This window comes from Paenibacillus sp. 01T431, assembly GCF_056398625.1.
In genome coordinates this window covers 1-14,420 of the sequence record NZ_JBFTPT010000034.1, presented here as the reverse complement: position 1 = coordinate 14,420, position 14,420 = coordinate 1, and the positions used below count along the sequence as shown (strand labels likewise).

Genomic DNA, 14,420 nt, shown 5'->3' with positions numbered 1-14,420 from the left:
GGAAAATACACAGGAAGAAGCTATTCATCTTCAAGCGGAACCGACCGCTCCTATTCAACCTTGCTTGTTGCCATGCTGACCAATTTGTCATACGTAAAGGGAGTAATGGTTTGAGGAAAGTTCGGCATCTCTCTGCGTTTGGAAAGAAGACGTATCTCTACGTCCCCTCCATTCGAATGCGATGTACGAGATGCTGTCTAGATTTTGTCTGGATATGCCCTTGGGTCGACTGCTGTGCATAGTGCTTACATGCAAGAAGCTCCAGTGAGTACGGTGAGCCGCATGCATCAGGAAATGCTGATGAGCGAAAATCAGCGAGGTTATTCAAGGATTTCTTGCTCGAAGGACTTGTTGAGGAGCAGGATCGCGGGGAGTTCATTAATGTAATCGCCAAACCCAGTTATTTTGATGCCAAGGAAAAAGGAGGAGTGCTTGCCTATACGACTTAAGACGCCATCCGCGGACAACATTTGGGGGCACTGCCGGTACGAATTATTGCAAGGGGGCCTCCGCAGAACTATGCACAGGCGGGCCTCTCGGCAGATATCGGAAGAAAGCTAGAAGCTATTGGGCAAGCTGGCCAGCGCAGCATGCTGGACCTCTCTACAGACAGCAAGCTGATTATCGCGGAGAGAAGCGGTCATATGGTCATCCACGACCAGCCCGAGCTGGTCGTGGAGACGATTTTGAGTCTGCTAATATAATCGGCTTCGGTCTCAGGCAGGGAATGATCCATGAGGCCCTAACCAACATTAATGATACTTGCATAGATAATGGGCGGAGAATCAGGTACTAACTGACTCTCCGCCCCTCTAGGCTTACATCAGTGGAGTGATGCTGCTCTACCCTGCATCCACTGCGCTTTCGATCTCGGCCAAGGTTGGCATGCCTGTTTGAGCACCGAATCGCCCTACCGAAATCGATGCTGCCGTTACAGCTAGACGAAGAGACTTTACGGTATCCCACCCAGAAGCCAAGCCAAAGCCAAATGCCGCATTCAAGCAGTCTCCCGCTCCCGTCGTGTCTACCACCTCGACGGGCGGAGCCTGCACCGTATGCAATTGCCCACTTACCATAATCGCTGCGCCCTGCTTGCCTCGCGTCAAAACAACCTTCTGGGCAAACGTCTTCTCCCAAGCCGCTAGTGCAGCGATCCAGGCATGCTCCCCATCCGCTTCCGCATACTCCGCCAGCTGAGCAAACTCCGTTTCATTCGGTGTAATATAATCGGCCAGCTGCAACATGGCGGTTGGCAGCTTCTGTGCAGGCGCCGGATTTAGAACCGTCGTCACCCCCGCTTCCCGCGCTAGCTGCAGCGCCTCCTTCACAGCATCCAGCGGTATCTCCAGCTGAACCAGAAGCAGGTCCGCCTTCTCAATCATAGACCGGTACTGCCTCACTCGCTCCGGTGTCAGCTCGGCATTTGCCCCAGGCACAATAATGATCGAATTATCATCTAACGTCCGGGTGATCGCGGCGATGCCAGTCGCCTTATCGTCCAGTATGGCAACGGCATCGGTATTTACGCCGCTTTGCCTCATTTCGCTAAGAACACGCTGCCCGAAAACATCGTTTCCGACAGCTCCAATCATCTGCACATCCGCTCCGAGTCTGACGCAGCCAACCGCCTGATTAGCTCCTTTTCCCCCGGCAACATAATGAATGGAGCTTCCGGATATCGTCTCTCCTATTCGAGGCATTCGCTCTGCGCTCACGACCAGATCCATATTTAAGCTGCCGACAACGGCGATGCGCGGCGCCCTCCTCATGCTTATCCGCTCCATAATTAACGGGCACTTTCCTGAATTTTACGGAACAGATCCCGGAATACGTCATCCCGCCGTATAAAGTGGACGCAGCGGATAAAATGGCGGTTCGTATCCACGCTCCAGCGGAAATCATCGGATAAGCGCGGGCTGTGAACCAGCGTGCTCCAGCACCATTCGGAGTTGTTCAGCCAAGCGATGACCGCAATATCCCAAATGACTCTCGAATAGCCAAAATGGTCGGAGGAGCAATTCTCATACGTCTCATACAGATAGTCGCCGATCTCGCCTTGCCCCTTCACGTAATCCCGAAGCTCTGAGAGCGAGGTTTGCAGATGCGTGGCTACACCAAGACACGGCATTAAGATGAGCGGCACGCCGCTGTCGAACATCAGGCGCGAGGCATGAATGTCCTGCTGCAGATTAAACTCCCTTGTATCGGGCCAGTGCAGCGCATTGCCCCCAAGCCATACGACGACAATGCGTTCGATAATGGCCGGTTCTAGGAGCAGGGCCGCCGCGACATTCGTAATGGCTGCAATGCCGACCACATACAGCGGATCGGAAGGATCGCTCGCCATCGCCCGCTTCACCAAATCCCGTGCCGCTTCGCTGTCGACAGGCTCATCGGCAGCGGGCTGAAAGGAGGTCGCGCCGCGAAACACCGGTACATCCTCTCTTCCCAATATGCGCCTGATCTTCAGAATCTCTTGATAGCTCTTCTCCATGCCATCAGCTGGACCGGTAGACAGCTCATTAAAAAATGGCGCAGCATAAAAGGCTTCCACGATCATGTTGTCTGCGGACAGCAGCGCATACGTGACGGCGAATTGATCATCTATTTCATTAAAGGTGTCCGTATCCAGCACCATTCTTATTTGTCTACCGGGATGTGCAAGGCGCTTAACCATTTCTTCAGGTGAAATTACCGGAAATGTTGTCATATAAAATCCTCCTAAATATCATCATTATTCTGCTATTTATCCATAAGCAACTTCATCATACCAAGGCAGCTCCTTCGATAAAGCCGCTTTCCGATAAAATGCCTCGGCCTGTTTCTCATCCAAACCGTTCATCAGTGCCAAAGCAAACGCTCCGGCCAGTGCCTCCGCATGCTCATGCTCCCGAAACGTAATGACCCGATTAGCCGCCATATTTTCATTGCTCTCTGGTACGATGAGAATGTCCGCTTGCGAACTCACTATGGAATATTTATTCAGGTCAGGCCTCATGTATACGAGCACAGTTGTCGCGCCGGCTTCCTTGGCATATCTTAGTGCCTTTATCAGTAACGGCTCTGGCAGGTTGGCTTCCATAAACAACGAATCTCCTGGCATCAGCCGGTGGTATAAGCGCTGCAGCCTGCGTTCCGTTATCGGGCCTTGCTCCCATGCCTCGCAAAGAAACACATGGTTATGCGCAAGCTTGCTTACCAGCACTTGGTCAGCGATGCCGATATAATTGACATCCGCCTTCATTCTTGCCGAAGCTATCGCTATTCCCGGCGATTGAAGCACATAAGTTCTGGACATGCCCGTTCCTCCTCATGACTGTTCCTCTAGCTGAATCTCCGTATAATAGATTCTATACGTCCATAAGTAACCTTGATCCTTGAGCTCAGAGACGGTGACGGCTGCTTGAGGCTTTCTGCCCTGCGGCTGCCAGCCGAACGCGTCTTTGATTAAACCTGCATTATGATTGCGAGGAAAACCCGTATCTCCTTGATCGATGTTGTACAGAACCTGCCAGCCGCCTTCATTCCGCTCGAAGTTTTGTCTGGAAATCACACAAACCTGGGAATAGGAGGAGATAAAGCCGGGAACGTGCTCGCGGTCGAAGGGTGTACCTTCCCTCGTCAAATAGTACAGATCCTGCTGCCGGTCCCACATTAGCGACGGGTTAAATACGGCTACCGCACCTTCCATATCCTTGTTCGTTATCCCTCCCTCATGCATCGCTACTTCCTCCGTTATGATCGGATGGTCCGCATCCGAGAGATCAAAGTCTCGCCAAAAGGTTCTCGTTCCGGTCAGGCGCCTCTCATACTCATGTACGGATTGCGTATACAGCATGCGGAATTTCCCTTTGCCATCCAGCGATATTACGCAGGGCTGCCCCGCTCCCCAATGAAATACCTCTTCATAATTCACGATAGGGTTGCCATCATATTTGACATAAGGCCCTTCGATCTCCTTGGCAAAAGCGACCCCGATTTGGTTATGGTAGCTGTAATGGATATCGCAGCCTAAGAAAACCATCATCCATGGGTAGGTTTCACCCTTATACCGAAATTCCCCTTGGATGACATCGGGATCGCATACATGGATGTTATCCCATCCCAGCCGAGAGGGCTCCAGCACGCGGAACTTGTCCCCGAACTGCCACGTACCGTCCACAAGCTTGCCTTTTCGCGCATAAATGTCATCGATAACAAGGCCCGGCCACGTATTGGTACAAAAGAAAATATACATCGTTTCCTCATCGGTACATATAGGCGAAGGACAATAATTATATATGCCCTCCTCCTCGTCAAACATTTGATACACCCCAGCTTTAGGCATCGATTTCCCTCCATTGATCCAAGTGGGCTACCCTTTAAGCGATCCGACCATAAAACCCGTAACGAAATACCGCTGCAAAAAAGGATAGACGCATAAAATCGGTACGGTGCTCACCATGATGGCTGCCATCCGAATCGTCTGTACGCTGATCTTGCGCTGTACCTGCGGCGGGATATACTGGCTGTTTGAAATGACGTCCGCTTCCCGGATCATTTTCATCAACAAAAGCTGCAGCGGCATTAAATCTCTTTTGGTCGTAAAAATCATCGCATCAAAGAACGAGTTCCAATGGTATACCGCATTCCACAGCCCGACAGTTGCCAGCACGGGCACGGAAAGCGGAATAAACATGGATAGAAAAATGCGAAACTCATTGGCCCCGTCAACGGTAGCCGACTCATGCAGCTCCTCCGGGATCTCGCGGAAAAACGAGTTAAAAATAATCATGTTAAATACAGAGAACATAGACGGAATAATATACACCCAAAAGGAGTTAATCAGCGCTAGGTTTTTTAATACGAGAAAGTAAGGAATGAGCCCCCCTCCAAAAAACAACGTGATCAGATGGAGCCAATAATAAGGACTGCGCCAAATTAAATTTTTCCGGGACATGGCATAGGACACCATCGCGGTAAACAGGATACTCGTTAAGGTGCCGATGACGGTGCGAAGGATGCTGACCTTAAGCCCCACGTACAACCGTTCGTCCTGCAGTACTACGCCGTAGTTAGCAAGGCTGAATTCTCGCGGAAACAAAAATACCCCGCCCCGCATATAATCGCTGCCTTCGTTAAAAGAACCAATAAGCACAAAATAAATTGGATAAATGGTGATGATGCAAAAGAGTGCCAGAAAGGTGTAATTCAACACATTAAACCAGTCGAACCGTTTGGTAACCATTTGTTCCCCTCCTAAAAAATACCGCGGCCGGCAATGCGTTTGCTAAGAAGATGCCCGGCTACCAGCAGCACCAGCGCTACCAGAGACTTGAACAGCCCTACCGCTGTCGTGTAGGAATAACGCATCTGAGTGATCCCCATTTTGTACACAAAGGTATCTATAACCTCGCTTCGTTCCAGATTCAACGGATTTTGGAATACCCAAATATGATCGAAGGACGAATTAAGCAGATTGCTGACGGACAGCAGGAAAAAAACGATGATGGTTCCCGATATGGATGGAAGCGTAATATGCCAAATACGTCTAAACCTTCCCGCTCCGTCAATCGTTGCTGCCTCGTACAAGGTCGGATCAATGGAGGTGATTGCCGCTAAATAAATAATAGAGCCCCATCCCAGCCCCTTAATAATAGAGGTGATGATGATTATCCCCCAGAAGGCCGTGGCCTCTCCCAGTATCGCGACTGGTTCGTTAATGAAACCAAGCTTCATTAGAATCGGAACGACTACGCCAGACTCTACGGACAGCATATTAATGACGATGCCGCCAAAGACGATCCAGGAAATAAAATGCGGAAAATAGGTGATCGATTGCACAAATTTTTTGTAGCGTTTGTGGACGATCTCGCTAATCAAAATGGCAAAAATAATCGGTGCCGGAAAATTGATCAGAAGCTGTAGTAAATTCAGTCCAATCGTATTAAACAAAATATCTCTAAATTGATAATCGTTAATAAACTCCTTGAAATAAGCAAATCCCACCCATGGCGCCTCCACTACGCTTTTCATGAGATTGACCGAGTAGTCCGCTTTCTTAAACGCAATGACAATGCCAAACATCGGCAAATAATTAAAGATGAGTATAAAAACAATGCCGCAAAGTGCCATGAACTGGATTTGCCACTGCTTCCATAAACGTCTGGGCAGACTGGGCTGCGGTCGAAGCTTGGTCAAAGCTATTTCTTGCTGCATCAGATGTGCCTCCTCCTGTCCCCATTAGCAGCCCGTACGCCCAAATACGGCAGACGCACAGGCCAATGTTATCGTTTGTTATTTGTATAGCGGCCAGGAGTGCTCGATACCGAGTGCTTCTTTTGCATTTTGGAACAGCTCATTCGTGTACGCATCATATTCGGACCTGCCCATTTCGTCGAGCTTCGCAAGCGTGTCCTCGTAAATGCTGCGTGCCTTCTCCTCCGATTCAGCCATGATGATACGAGGCAGCTCTCTGCCCCAAAATAAGGAGAGCCGGTTGCCCGTTTCAAGCATCTTGTCGCGGTTTGGATGATCCGGGATCGGTTTGCCGCCGGAAGCACTAGTATCATAGCTGTATGGAATTAACGGCTTCTTCATATTAGACTCCGCCAGATAGCTGTCCACGGGTTTATCAGGCTGAGGGAACAAATCTCTTACCGAATACCAGTCCATCAGCAGGTTGAAGCCCATTCCCCATTTTTTCTCCGACCCGTCGCCCTTGGCGAGTGTCTCCGTATACTCCTCCGTCCATGCGATCGTGCCATCCGCATTATACGTATACGTTTCGCCCTCCCAGCCAAAATGGACGATATGCTGGCCTTCCTTGCTGCTCAAAAACTGCATGAGCTTAATAATCCTTTCATGCGCCTTGGATTCCTTGCCCACCATCGTAACAAGCCAGCCGAATCCGCGGATGTCCGTCAGAACCGGATCCTCGCCTGCATAATTCCGCAAAGCAAATGCTTCATATTGCGCGGCATCGTCATTGTTATACAGCGTACGCATGGAATCGGTAAAATCCTGGGGCGCAGTCAAGCTCGAAAACACTCTGCCGCTCGCGATTTTCTCATTAATTTGATCCCGTTTATCCGTAAAATTATCTTTGGAAATGAGGCCTCTGTTATAAGCATCATTTAAGAAACGCAGCGTGTCCCAATACTTTGCGTCATACCTGCGGTTATTGTAGGTTCCGTCTTCCTTCTCATAAGGAATCGCAAAATTTTCGACCAGCCAGTCGAGCGAGCTATTCCCGTTTGAAGTAAACTCATAGAGCTGAAGCGGAATTATCGGCTTGCCGTCATACGTTTTCACTTCATTTTTCACTCGTTCCAATACATCCAGAAACTTGTCTGCTGTTGAAATATCCGGACGCCCTAGCTGCTCGTAAATATCGCTTCTCAGCGTAAAAGCGCTGTTCGATTCAAGCTGCTCACCGGGCTTTAGCGCATAGCTGGAATAGGCAAAGTTAGGCAGGACGTACGTATTGCCGTCCGATTCCTTGTACCAATTGAAAATATCCTCATAAGGCTTAAAGTCTGGGGCATATTTCTCAATCAGCTCGTTTAAAGAGATTAGATAGCCGCCCTTCGCAAGGCTTGTTTTGTAATCCATCCAAGACTCCACCGTGATGATATCCGGAATTTGCCCGGTAGCGATCATGGCTGACATCTGCTCCGAGCCATCTCCGGCTGGCGTAATGAAATTAATATTAAGACCGAATTTGTCGCGAATCAGCTGCGAGAATTTATCCTTGCCATAATCGCCGCTATATTTCCACCAAGACAAATTCACGTACCAATCAATATCCAATATTTCCTGTGCTGGCGGATTAGTTTCGTTCGTGTTTCCTTCTTGCTGTTCTTGGTTGCGATCGTTTCCGGTGCAAGCCGGCAAAACCGTCATTGCCGCGAACATGAATAGAAGCATGGTCAACATCCATTTCTTGCTTCTCATTGCGTAACCCCCTAATATGCTCATTGCTGTTTTTGATTGGCTAGGCCTATAACCGTAGCTCCATTGTATGGGAAAACCCAAAGAGCCATCTACTTTGATATTGTTACCTGATTGACTATCTTTCGTTTACCTACAGCTGATCGCGGTACTCCTGCGGGGTCATCTGAGTAGCCTTCTTGAAGAAGCGGTAAAAATAATGCTCGGACAAAAAACCGACCGCTTTGGAGACATCGCCAATTCGGTACTGCGGCTCCGCGAGCAGTTCCTTGGCTCTCACCAGCTTCATCTCGTTAATCGTCTCCGATAATGCCTTCCCTGCCTTTTGCTTGTACAAGCGTGACAAATAGGAAGGGTTATGGCCAATGGCAAAGGCCATGGTCTTCAGTGATAAATCGCCGCCTAAATGACTAATCAGGTAAGCATGAATGCTTTGTACGACGCGGTTTTCTTCATTTTCTTCCGCAGGCAGGCACTGCTCCAAGATGTACTTTGCCAATCGCTGCAGCTGCTCCATCTGCCAATCCCAGTTGTTCGCTAGGCCGGATTCAATGCTGGCTTGCAGCTCCGAAATCCATTTCGGCATTTCTGTAAGGTTAAGCTTCTCCAAATAGGCAAGCAGCAGAGCATAGATCGAGCTGGATATTTGCAAACAAACGATCGTATGCCGACCATTGAAGGCCTGCTCCCCGATATGAAGCAAGAGCTCCAATACCCGGTTGAACTCTTCTTTGTTTTTGTGCTCCAGACAATAGGCTAAATGCTCATAATGCTTAAATATCTCTAAGCGGACCGGAAAGCTTCTGCTCTCCTCCGCTTGATCCGAACGCTGCTGCTCATCCAATACAAGCTGCTGCTTCTTAATCGATGAGGTCATTTTATTTTTTAATTGGTCGAGATGCTCACCTAGCTGCGGCCATCCAAACGGATGGCCGCCAATTGTAATTGACATCGACAGATTAAGCAAGTCCCGGCAAGAGGATTGAATGCATTCAAAGGTGCCATAGACAAAATGGGAGGTCATATTCATCGTGCTGGCAATTTGCATATGATCGATCCACGGCTCGGCTTTGGATTGCATCAGCCATATAATTTTCGAACGGTCGTAAATAAAAGAGTGATGAATCATAGATAACGATAAATATTCGTTGGCAATGTTTTGTACCGCATAGAGCAGCAAGGAGCGATCGTATTGCGAATAAGGCTGCTCCCATTCATCTACTTTAGCGATTACCGCAAACAATTGCTTCTCTGGCAGCAAAGGGATCTGCAGCTCTTCAAGTTGCTGAGGCAAGGACTTGTAGGCTGCTTTATCACCAAGGAGCAGACTTTCAAAAAACTCCCTTTGCAGCGCCCCAAGCGCCTGCTTCACTTGTTTTTTCGCATCTTCTAGCAAGGTTTTGGCTTCCTGCTCCCCTTGAACAAGCTTAATCGCGGCATAAACCGCCGCTATAATGACCTCATCCTCTTCCGTCTTCAAAATATAATTAACGGAGCCCTGCCGAATGGCCTCCTGAGCATAGTTAAAATCGTCGTAGCCCGATAGAAAAATAACCTTGCAATACGGCCATCGGGCGACAATAATTTTCTGCAATTCCAATCCATTCATGCCTGGCATCCGTATATCGGTAATCACAATATCCATCTGGGTCGTCATGAGCACATTCAAAGCTTCAGCTGCTGAATATGCGCCTGCGACCTCAATTTCCGGGTGTCGGGCTGGATTGAACAGCTCCACCAGACCATTCACGACATATTCTTCGTTGTCTACAATCAATAACCGGTACATGTTCGGCTTCCTCCTTAAATTAGCTGGAATGAATCGGCAATCGCAGCATGACATGCAGTCCGCCGTCCTTGCTGCGACCAATCGTCAGTCCATAGGCTTGTCCAAACTTCAACTGGACTCTCCGATGGATATTCAAAATGCCTGTGGTCTCAATGTCTCTGCCCTGGGACAATAATAGCTGCTGCAAGCTCTCAACCGTCGCTTCTGTCAGGCCGATGCCATTATCCTCGATGTGAATGAGCAGCTCTTCCTCCACCAGCTCAAACCAAATGCGCAAAATTCCCTGTTCGTGATGATCCTCTAACCCGTATTCAAAAGCGTTTTCTACGATTGGCTGCAGAATAAGCCTCGGCACGATAAGCTGTTCTACTGCTGCCGGAAGTGGCTCGATTTGAACGGCCAGCTTATTTCCGAAGCGCAGGCTCTGTATACCAATGTAAGCTTCAATATGCGACATTTCTTCTTTGAGCAGAGCCTCATCTTCCTTGTTGCGCGTAATAAATCGGAAAAATTGGCCTAAATATTTGGTCAGCCGCTTGGCGTTTTCGATATCATCAAGCTGGATGATCCGATTCAGCAGAAAAAAGATGTTATATAGGAAATGCGGGTTAATTTGAGCCTGCAGCTGCTTTAATTCGGCCCGGTTCAGCCTCAGCTCATGCTCATATACGTCATTGATCAATCCTTCCAATCTACCGGACATTTTATTGAACTGCTGATATAAATAGTTAAATTCATCCTTACGGTCCGATTCGAGCAGCGTGTTGAATACCCCCTTCTCCAGTCGGCGGAAAGCTCCTGTCAGCCGAATCATCGGCTTATGAATTAGGCTGTAAATCCAGGTGGAGAAGAAAATAATAACCAATAGCGATGTCGCCGCCAAAATGAAATAGATCCTTTTGTACCATTTGATAGGACCCAGAAAGCTATTCTCCGGTACGTAAGCGACAAGCGTTGCATCGAGCAAGGAGGACGATTCATAAGCAAAGACGTAAGCGATACCATCAATCATAAACCTTCCGATTCCGCTAGCGTCTTCCTCTGCTTTGCCCAGCTGCAGCAGTCTAAGCAGCTCCGCATTATTCATTCCTTCTTGCGGCAGCGAGCCAAGCAACCATTTGCCCTCTTGATCAACGATTAACGCTTCGCCTCCATTATAGGTCGCGACTTCCCGCAAAGATCGTTCCATATTTGTTTTGGACAAAATGATCTCCATCCATATTTTCGGAGTACCCTCCTGCATCTCTTTTTTGGGATAATGCTCGCCCATGATGAGCTCGTCCTGATCGGAGCCTATGTGCTTCCGCGAAAGGTAAAGCCCCTGCAGAGCCTCGACATCCGCTTCCTCTACCTGCTGCTCAATTAGATCATTATGGATCGTCGTCTCCAAGTCCGTCAGCATCAGCTTGATCTTATGGACAAACAAGCTGGAATCCTTGAACTGCTGCAGTCTTCGCTCAATATCCTGTTTGGCATAGATAACATCGCTGTCCGAATAAATGGTGTGGTACCTCATTAAATTTTGCACAGAGCTATCCAGAATGTATTTCTGCTTCATCCGGATCACTCTTTCCATTTCCAGCTCGAATGTATTTAAATAAAAATGGGCATTCGATTTCAGCGAATTCGTTATCTCGCCTGAAATCGCTGCTTCACCTGAACGGTTAATAAGCGCGCTAACAATAAATACGGGGGTAATCGCTATCAAAAAAACAAGAATCAGCTTCTGGAACAGATTGATGCCTGTGGTCGGGATTTTTTTGAAAAATCGTAATCTCATCGCTGCCAACTCGCTTCCCTTTGCCCTATCGATTAGGGTCTCCTTTACTTATTCTGTAGCATGAAGGCTACTCCTCTGTCTTCTGTTTACCTCTTCCTTCTCTGGCAAGTAAACAAAAGACAGTCAAGATATCGAAGTAGCTAACTATTCGGTGAAATGGCTATGATTAAACAGACCCAAGCTAGGGTCACAATACACACTCGTCAGGGGGAAAATAATATGGGGAAGCTCAAAGCATTAGGTTTGTTGGCTCTTGTTCTTATTTTCGCAGTATTGCCGCTTCAGACCGCTAAGGCAGCCGTCTTGTGGAACTCACCAACGTTAACAGAGGTTTACAATCCCACCGGCAATACCTACGCTTATGCGCCGACGGTTATTCGCGACGGCAGCACGGAGCATATGTGGACTTGCCATAATGCGCAGGACGGAGTTATCAAGGACCATATTTTTTATACCAAAATCGTAAACGGCAGCGTGGTCGAATCCAAATCCGTGCTTGATGCAGGGCCAGAAGGTGCTTGGGACAGCTACCATGTGTGCGATCCCGCTATCGTTGCTGGCCAATTTCAATATTCAGGGGTAATGTACGATTACGCGTTGTTTTATTTGGGGAATGATGTGAATGCCAGCTATCATAACCAGATTGGCGTCGCTTTCACGAACGACTTGTCAGGCGAATGGGTGAAATATCCCTCGCCAATTATAGAATACCCTAACGATGGTTATTGGGGAGTCGGACAGCCTTCTGCCACAAGCATTGACGGCCAAGGCGGGCTATTGCTGTTTTATACGAAAGGAGATCCGAACACAACGGGAGGCTACCGCGTCCAATTAAACTTAAACGACATGAGCGCACCTGTGATTGGTACTCCGCTGCCATTAACGAACAATGGATTAACCGACAGCAACGGCAATCCCGACTGGCTAAACAACTTTGACATGGTCTATGATCCGACGCGTGATCGCTTCTTCGCCGTGCGCGATCAACGCCCCTTCCCGAGCGATAATCCGGCTTACATCAGTGCGAGTCTGCAGGTCGTTAGCATGGAGGGAAGCTTTGTTTGGGGCGGCGGCGGCTCATGGAAGGTCGAAGGAGCGCTGAGCAGCGCCATCTCCGGAAAACCGCGCAACCATAACGCTTCACTCCTTCGGACGCCATATGGCACGCTTCCCGATCCCGCAAAAACGGAGGTTTATTTTACAGTTAGTCTGGCGGGTCCAGCTTTAAGCACGATTCCTGAATATACATATGACATCTGGAGGGTAGAAGGCGAGTTAACGGATGGGGACAGTATAATGGAGAAACCGCTAACCGCTTTCAGCAGCAAACTATTCTCGGTTGAGCGCTTGACGCACAACTTGAATACGAATGTGTTCGAGATCCACGGCAGCTCCAAGAAGAAAATAAACCAAGCCTGGGTAGGTTATCAAATGTTTGACACGAGGGGTTACTTGATTGAGGCCGGGACAGCTTATCCGAATGCAATTAACGAAGAAGAAAAATTCAAGATTCCAATCCTAAAGCCTGCCGGTATCGACAGCCAAACCATTAGGCTTGAGGTCTACTTCCTGTCTGCCAAAGGACAAAAGCTGAGCTCCAAATCAGCCAATTTATCCTTTTCCTTCCCTAGCCGATAAAACAGGATTGGCCGACACGATGTAACGTTGAAGCGTTTTGGGCTTGGGGATGCATCTCTTGCAACATACCATATGGAATGAACGAGGAAGCCCTCTTCGGAGGGCTCTTCTCTTTTCTATGTGGACATAGTTTCTGGCATCATTGCGAGCTGGAGAGAGACGGAGTGGTCCAGCTCGAGGTGGATCATGAAGTTATAACAAGGGTTGATTATTCACGGACAAACCTGGGTGAAACGCTCCTCCCTATCACTCTATTCATGCGGTATTTTGTTTTCCTTAATCTGCTTATACAGCTGAATAGTTGCATCTGCCGGCCGGATACGAAGCTCTGCCAGCCTCTCCACAAGCAGAAAATATACCCTTTTCACCTGTGCGTGGTAGGATCTTCCATTTTTATTTGTCGATAAAAAACCCGCTGGGTTGTCAAAATCAGCTCCCAAGCAACCGACTGAAACGACATACCAAAAAGTAGTACTTGCCTCTGCAACGCTGTCATACGAGCTGCATGAGCTCCAGAAGCACTACTTTTATCTCATCAAGCTTGCTATAATCACGAGGAAGTGTCATCATTTGACCATATGTTTTAGGTGCAAGGACATAACGCCTTATGTGCTTCCACTTTCCCCCGAAGCAAAGAAAAAGAGCTCCCAACTTAACTAAGCTGGAAGCTGCGCTATACAAGTTCGTTTAATTATGAAAACATTTATCGGGAATTCAATGGTATCTCCTCGATCAGTGTTTCATAAGAATTTTTAACATTTCCGACATCTCTCGAGACTGGATATTTAAACATAAGCTCTGCTGGGTATGGTTTCAAAAAATTTAGTACATCATCAGTTTCTGCAATTTCAGGATTAATCCAATCGTCAGCAGCTTTATTTGTCAGAATGACAGGCATAGGATTATGTATGTCAGCAACGTTTCCGTTTGGTGTCGTTGTAATAATCGTACAACTTTGTATTATTTCGCTGTTTGAATCCTCCCATGTATCATAAAGACCAGCAAAACTTTTTTCTCAGTACATTCTCACTACAAAGAGTCCTTTTCTAAAAGACTAAAAACACTCGTACGTGATGAAGAAATAGAGCTGCTACCGAAAGCATACTGCTCCATAGTTCGTTGAACTAACGTTACCCGTCCCTCGGTTTTAAGGGTTTATCTCACATATACTCACTCATTCGCAGGATTTCATCACCTTGGATTAGGTCGATTTTAAGAAACAGCACAGGTGATACCGGTTGAGGTGGTGGGCTGGGCATGCGGAAATAAATAGAGGAACTA

12 protein-coding genes and 2 pseudogenes are annotated in these 14,420 nt (G+C 48.0%); 3 read left to right on the top strand and 11 right to left on the bottom strand.

Going from position 1 to position 14,420, the window contains the following annotated elements; all coding sequences use genetic code 11:
- Positions 1 to 470: 470 nt before the first annotated feature.
- Positions 471 to 704, top strand: coding sequence for a hypothetical protein (locus AC1DM9_RS33285; protein WP_477584282.1), 234 nt, complete (start codon positions 471 to 473; stop codon positions 702 to 704).
- A 138-nt stretch (positions 705 to 842) separates the two neighbouring features.
- Here AC1DM9_RS33285 and rbsK read toward each other — a convergent pair whose 3' ends face one another.
- The 9 genes from rbsK to AC1DM9_RS33240 all read right to left on the bottom strand — a co-directional run bounded on the left by rbsK (position 843) and on the right by AC1DM9_RS33240 (position 11,501).
- The gene (gene rbsK / locus AC1DM9_RS33280) at positions 843 to 1,769 is read right to left on the bottom strand and encodes a ribokinase (RefSeq protein ID WP_477584280.1); all 927 of its coding nucleotides are present in this window, start codon (positions 1,767 to 1,769) and stop codon (positions 843 to 845) included.
- 17 nt (positions 1,770 to 1,786) lie between these two features.
- Entirely contained in the window at positions 1,787 to 2,710 is a 924-nt protein-coding gene (locus tag AC1DM9_RS33275; protein ID WP_477584278.1) for a nucleoside hydrolase, read from the bottom strand.
- A gap of 36 nt (positions 2,711 to 2,746) precedes the next feature.
- On the bottom strand, positions 2,747 to 3,298 hold the full coding sequence (locus tag AC1DM9_RS33270; RefSeq protein WP_477584276.1) for a hypothetical protein: 552 nt from the start codon (positions 3,296 to 3,298) through the stop codon (positions 2,747 to 2,749).
- A 12-nt stretch (positions 3,299 to 3,310) separates the two neighbouring features.
- The gene (locus tag AC1DM9_RS33265; protein ID WP_477584274.1) at positions 3,311 to 4,327 is read right to left on the bottom strand and encodes a hypothetical protein; all 1,017 of its coding nucleotides are present in this window, start codon (positions 4,325 to 4,327) and stop codon (positions 3,311 to 3,313) included.
- 27 nt (positions 4,328 to 4,354) lie between these two features.
- Positions 4,355 to 5,227, bottom strand: coding sequence for a carbohydrate ABC transporter permease (locus AC1DM9_RS33260; protein ID WP_477584272.1), 873 nt, complete (start codon positions 5,225 to 5,227; stop codon positions 4,355 to 4,357).
- Between the two features lie 11 nt (positions 5,228 to 5,238).
- Positions 5,239 to 6,198, bottom strand: coding sequence for an ABC transporter permease (locus AC1DM9_RS33255; RefSeq protein ID WP_477584270.1), 960 nt, complete (start codon positions 6,196 to 6,198; stop codon positions 5,239 to 5,241).
- Positions 6,199 to 6,276: 78 nt separating this feature from the next.
- Positions 6,277 to 7,935, bottom strand: coding sequence for a type 2 periplasmic-binding domain-containing protein (locus AC1DM9_RS33250; RefSeq protein ID WP_477584268.1), 1,659 nt, complete (start codon positions 7,933 to 7,935; stop codon positions 6,277 to 6,279).
- 130 nt (positions 7,936 to 8,065) lie between these two features.
- Positions 8,066 to 9,721 carry a response regulator transcription factor gene (locus tag AC1DM9_RS33245; protein ID WP_477584266.1) on the bottom strand — a complete coding sequence of 552 codons (1,656 nt, stop codon included), beginning with the start codon at positions 9,719 to 9,721 and terminating at the stop codon, positions 8,066 to 8,068.
- Between the two features lie 19 nt (positions 9,722 to 9,740).
- On the bottom strand, positions 9,741 to 11,501 hold the full coding sequence (locus AC1DM9_RS33240; protein ID WP_477584264.1) for a sensor histidine kinase: 1,761 nt from the start codon (positions 11,499 to 11,501) through the stop codon (positions 9,741 to 9,743).
- 219 nt (positions 11,502 to 11,720) lie between these two features.
- Between AC1DM9_RS33240 and AC1DM9_RS33235 the strand changes: the two genes are divergently transcribed.
- A complete protein-coding gene (locus tag AC1DM9_RS33235; protein WP_477584262.1) occupies positions 11,721 to 13,139 on the top strand; it encodes a hypothetical protein in 1,419 nt (472 codons plus the stop codon).
- A 77-nt stretch (positions 13,140 to 13,216) separates the two neighbouring features.
- A pseudogene (locus tag AC1DM9_RS33230) lies at positions 13,217 to 13,348 on the top strand (hypothetical protein); the annotation flags it as partial.
- A 42-nt stretch (positions 13,349 to 13,390) separates the two neighbouring features.
- Here AC1DM9_RS33230 and AC1DM9_RS33225 read toward each other — a convergent pair.
- The gene (locus tag AC1DM9_RS33225; protein WP_477584305.1) at positions 13,391 to 13,579 is read right to left on the bottom strand and encodes a hypothetical protein; all 189 of its coding nucleotides are present in this window, start codon (positions 13,577 to 13,579) and stop codon (positions 13,391 to 13,393) included.
- A gap of 263 nt (positions 13,580 to 13,842) precedes the next feature.
- A pseudogene (locus tag AC1DM9_RS33220) lies at positions 13,843 to 14,133 on the bottom strand (SOS response-associated peptidase family protein); the annotation flags it as partial.
- Between the last annotated feature and the right edge of the window lie 287 nt (positions 14,134 to 14,420).

Coding starts and splice junctions, on each gene's coding strand:
- AC1DM9_RS33240 (WP_477584264.1), bottom strand. CDS start 11,501: ATGAGATTACGATTTTTCAAAAAAATCCCGACCACAGGCATCAATCTG.
- rbsK (WP_477584280.1), bottom strand. CDS start 1,769: ATGAGGAGGGCGCCGCGCATCGCCGTTGTCGGCAGCTTAAATATGGAT.
- AC1DM9_RS33275 (WP_477584278.1), bottom strand. CDS start 2,710: ATGACAACATTTCCGGTAATTTCACCTGAAGAAATGGTTAAGCGCCTT.
- AC1DM9_RS33265 (WP_477584274.1), bottom strand. CDS start 4,327: ATGCCTAAAGCTGGGGTGTATCAAATGTTTGACGAGGAGGAGGGCATA.
- AC1DM9_RS33235 (WP_477584262.1), top strand. CDS start 11,721: ATGGGGAAGCTCAAAGCATTAGGTTTGTTGGCTCTTGTTCTTATTTTC.
- AC1DM9_RS33250 (WP_477584268.1), bottom strand. CDS start 7,935: ATGAGAAGCAAGAAATGGATGTTGACCATGCTTCTATTCATGTTCGCG.
- AC1DM9_RS33270 (WP_477584276.1), bottom strand. CDS start 3,298: ATGTCCAGAACTTATGTGCTTCAATCGCCGGGAATAGCGATAGCTTCG.
- AC1DM9_RS33260 (WP_477584272.1), bottom strand. CDS start 5,227: ATGGTTACCAAACGGTTCGACTGGTTTAATGTGTTGAATTACACCTTT.
- AC1DM9_RS33245 (WP_477584266.1), bottom strand. CDS start 9,721: ATGTACCGGTTATTGATTGTAGACAACGAAGAATATGTCGTGAATGGT.
- AC1DM9_RS33255 (WP_477584270.1), bottom strand. CDS start 6,198: ATGCAGCAAGAAATAGCTTTGACCAAGCTTCGACCGCAGCCCAGTCTG.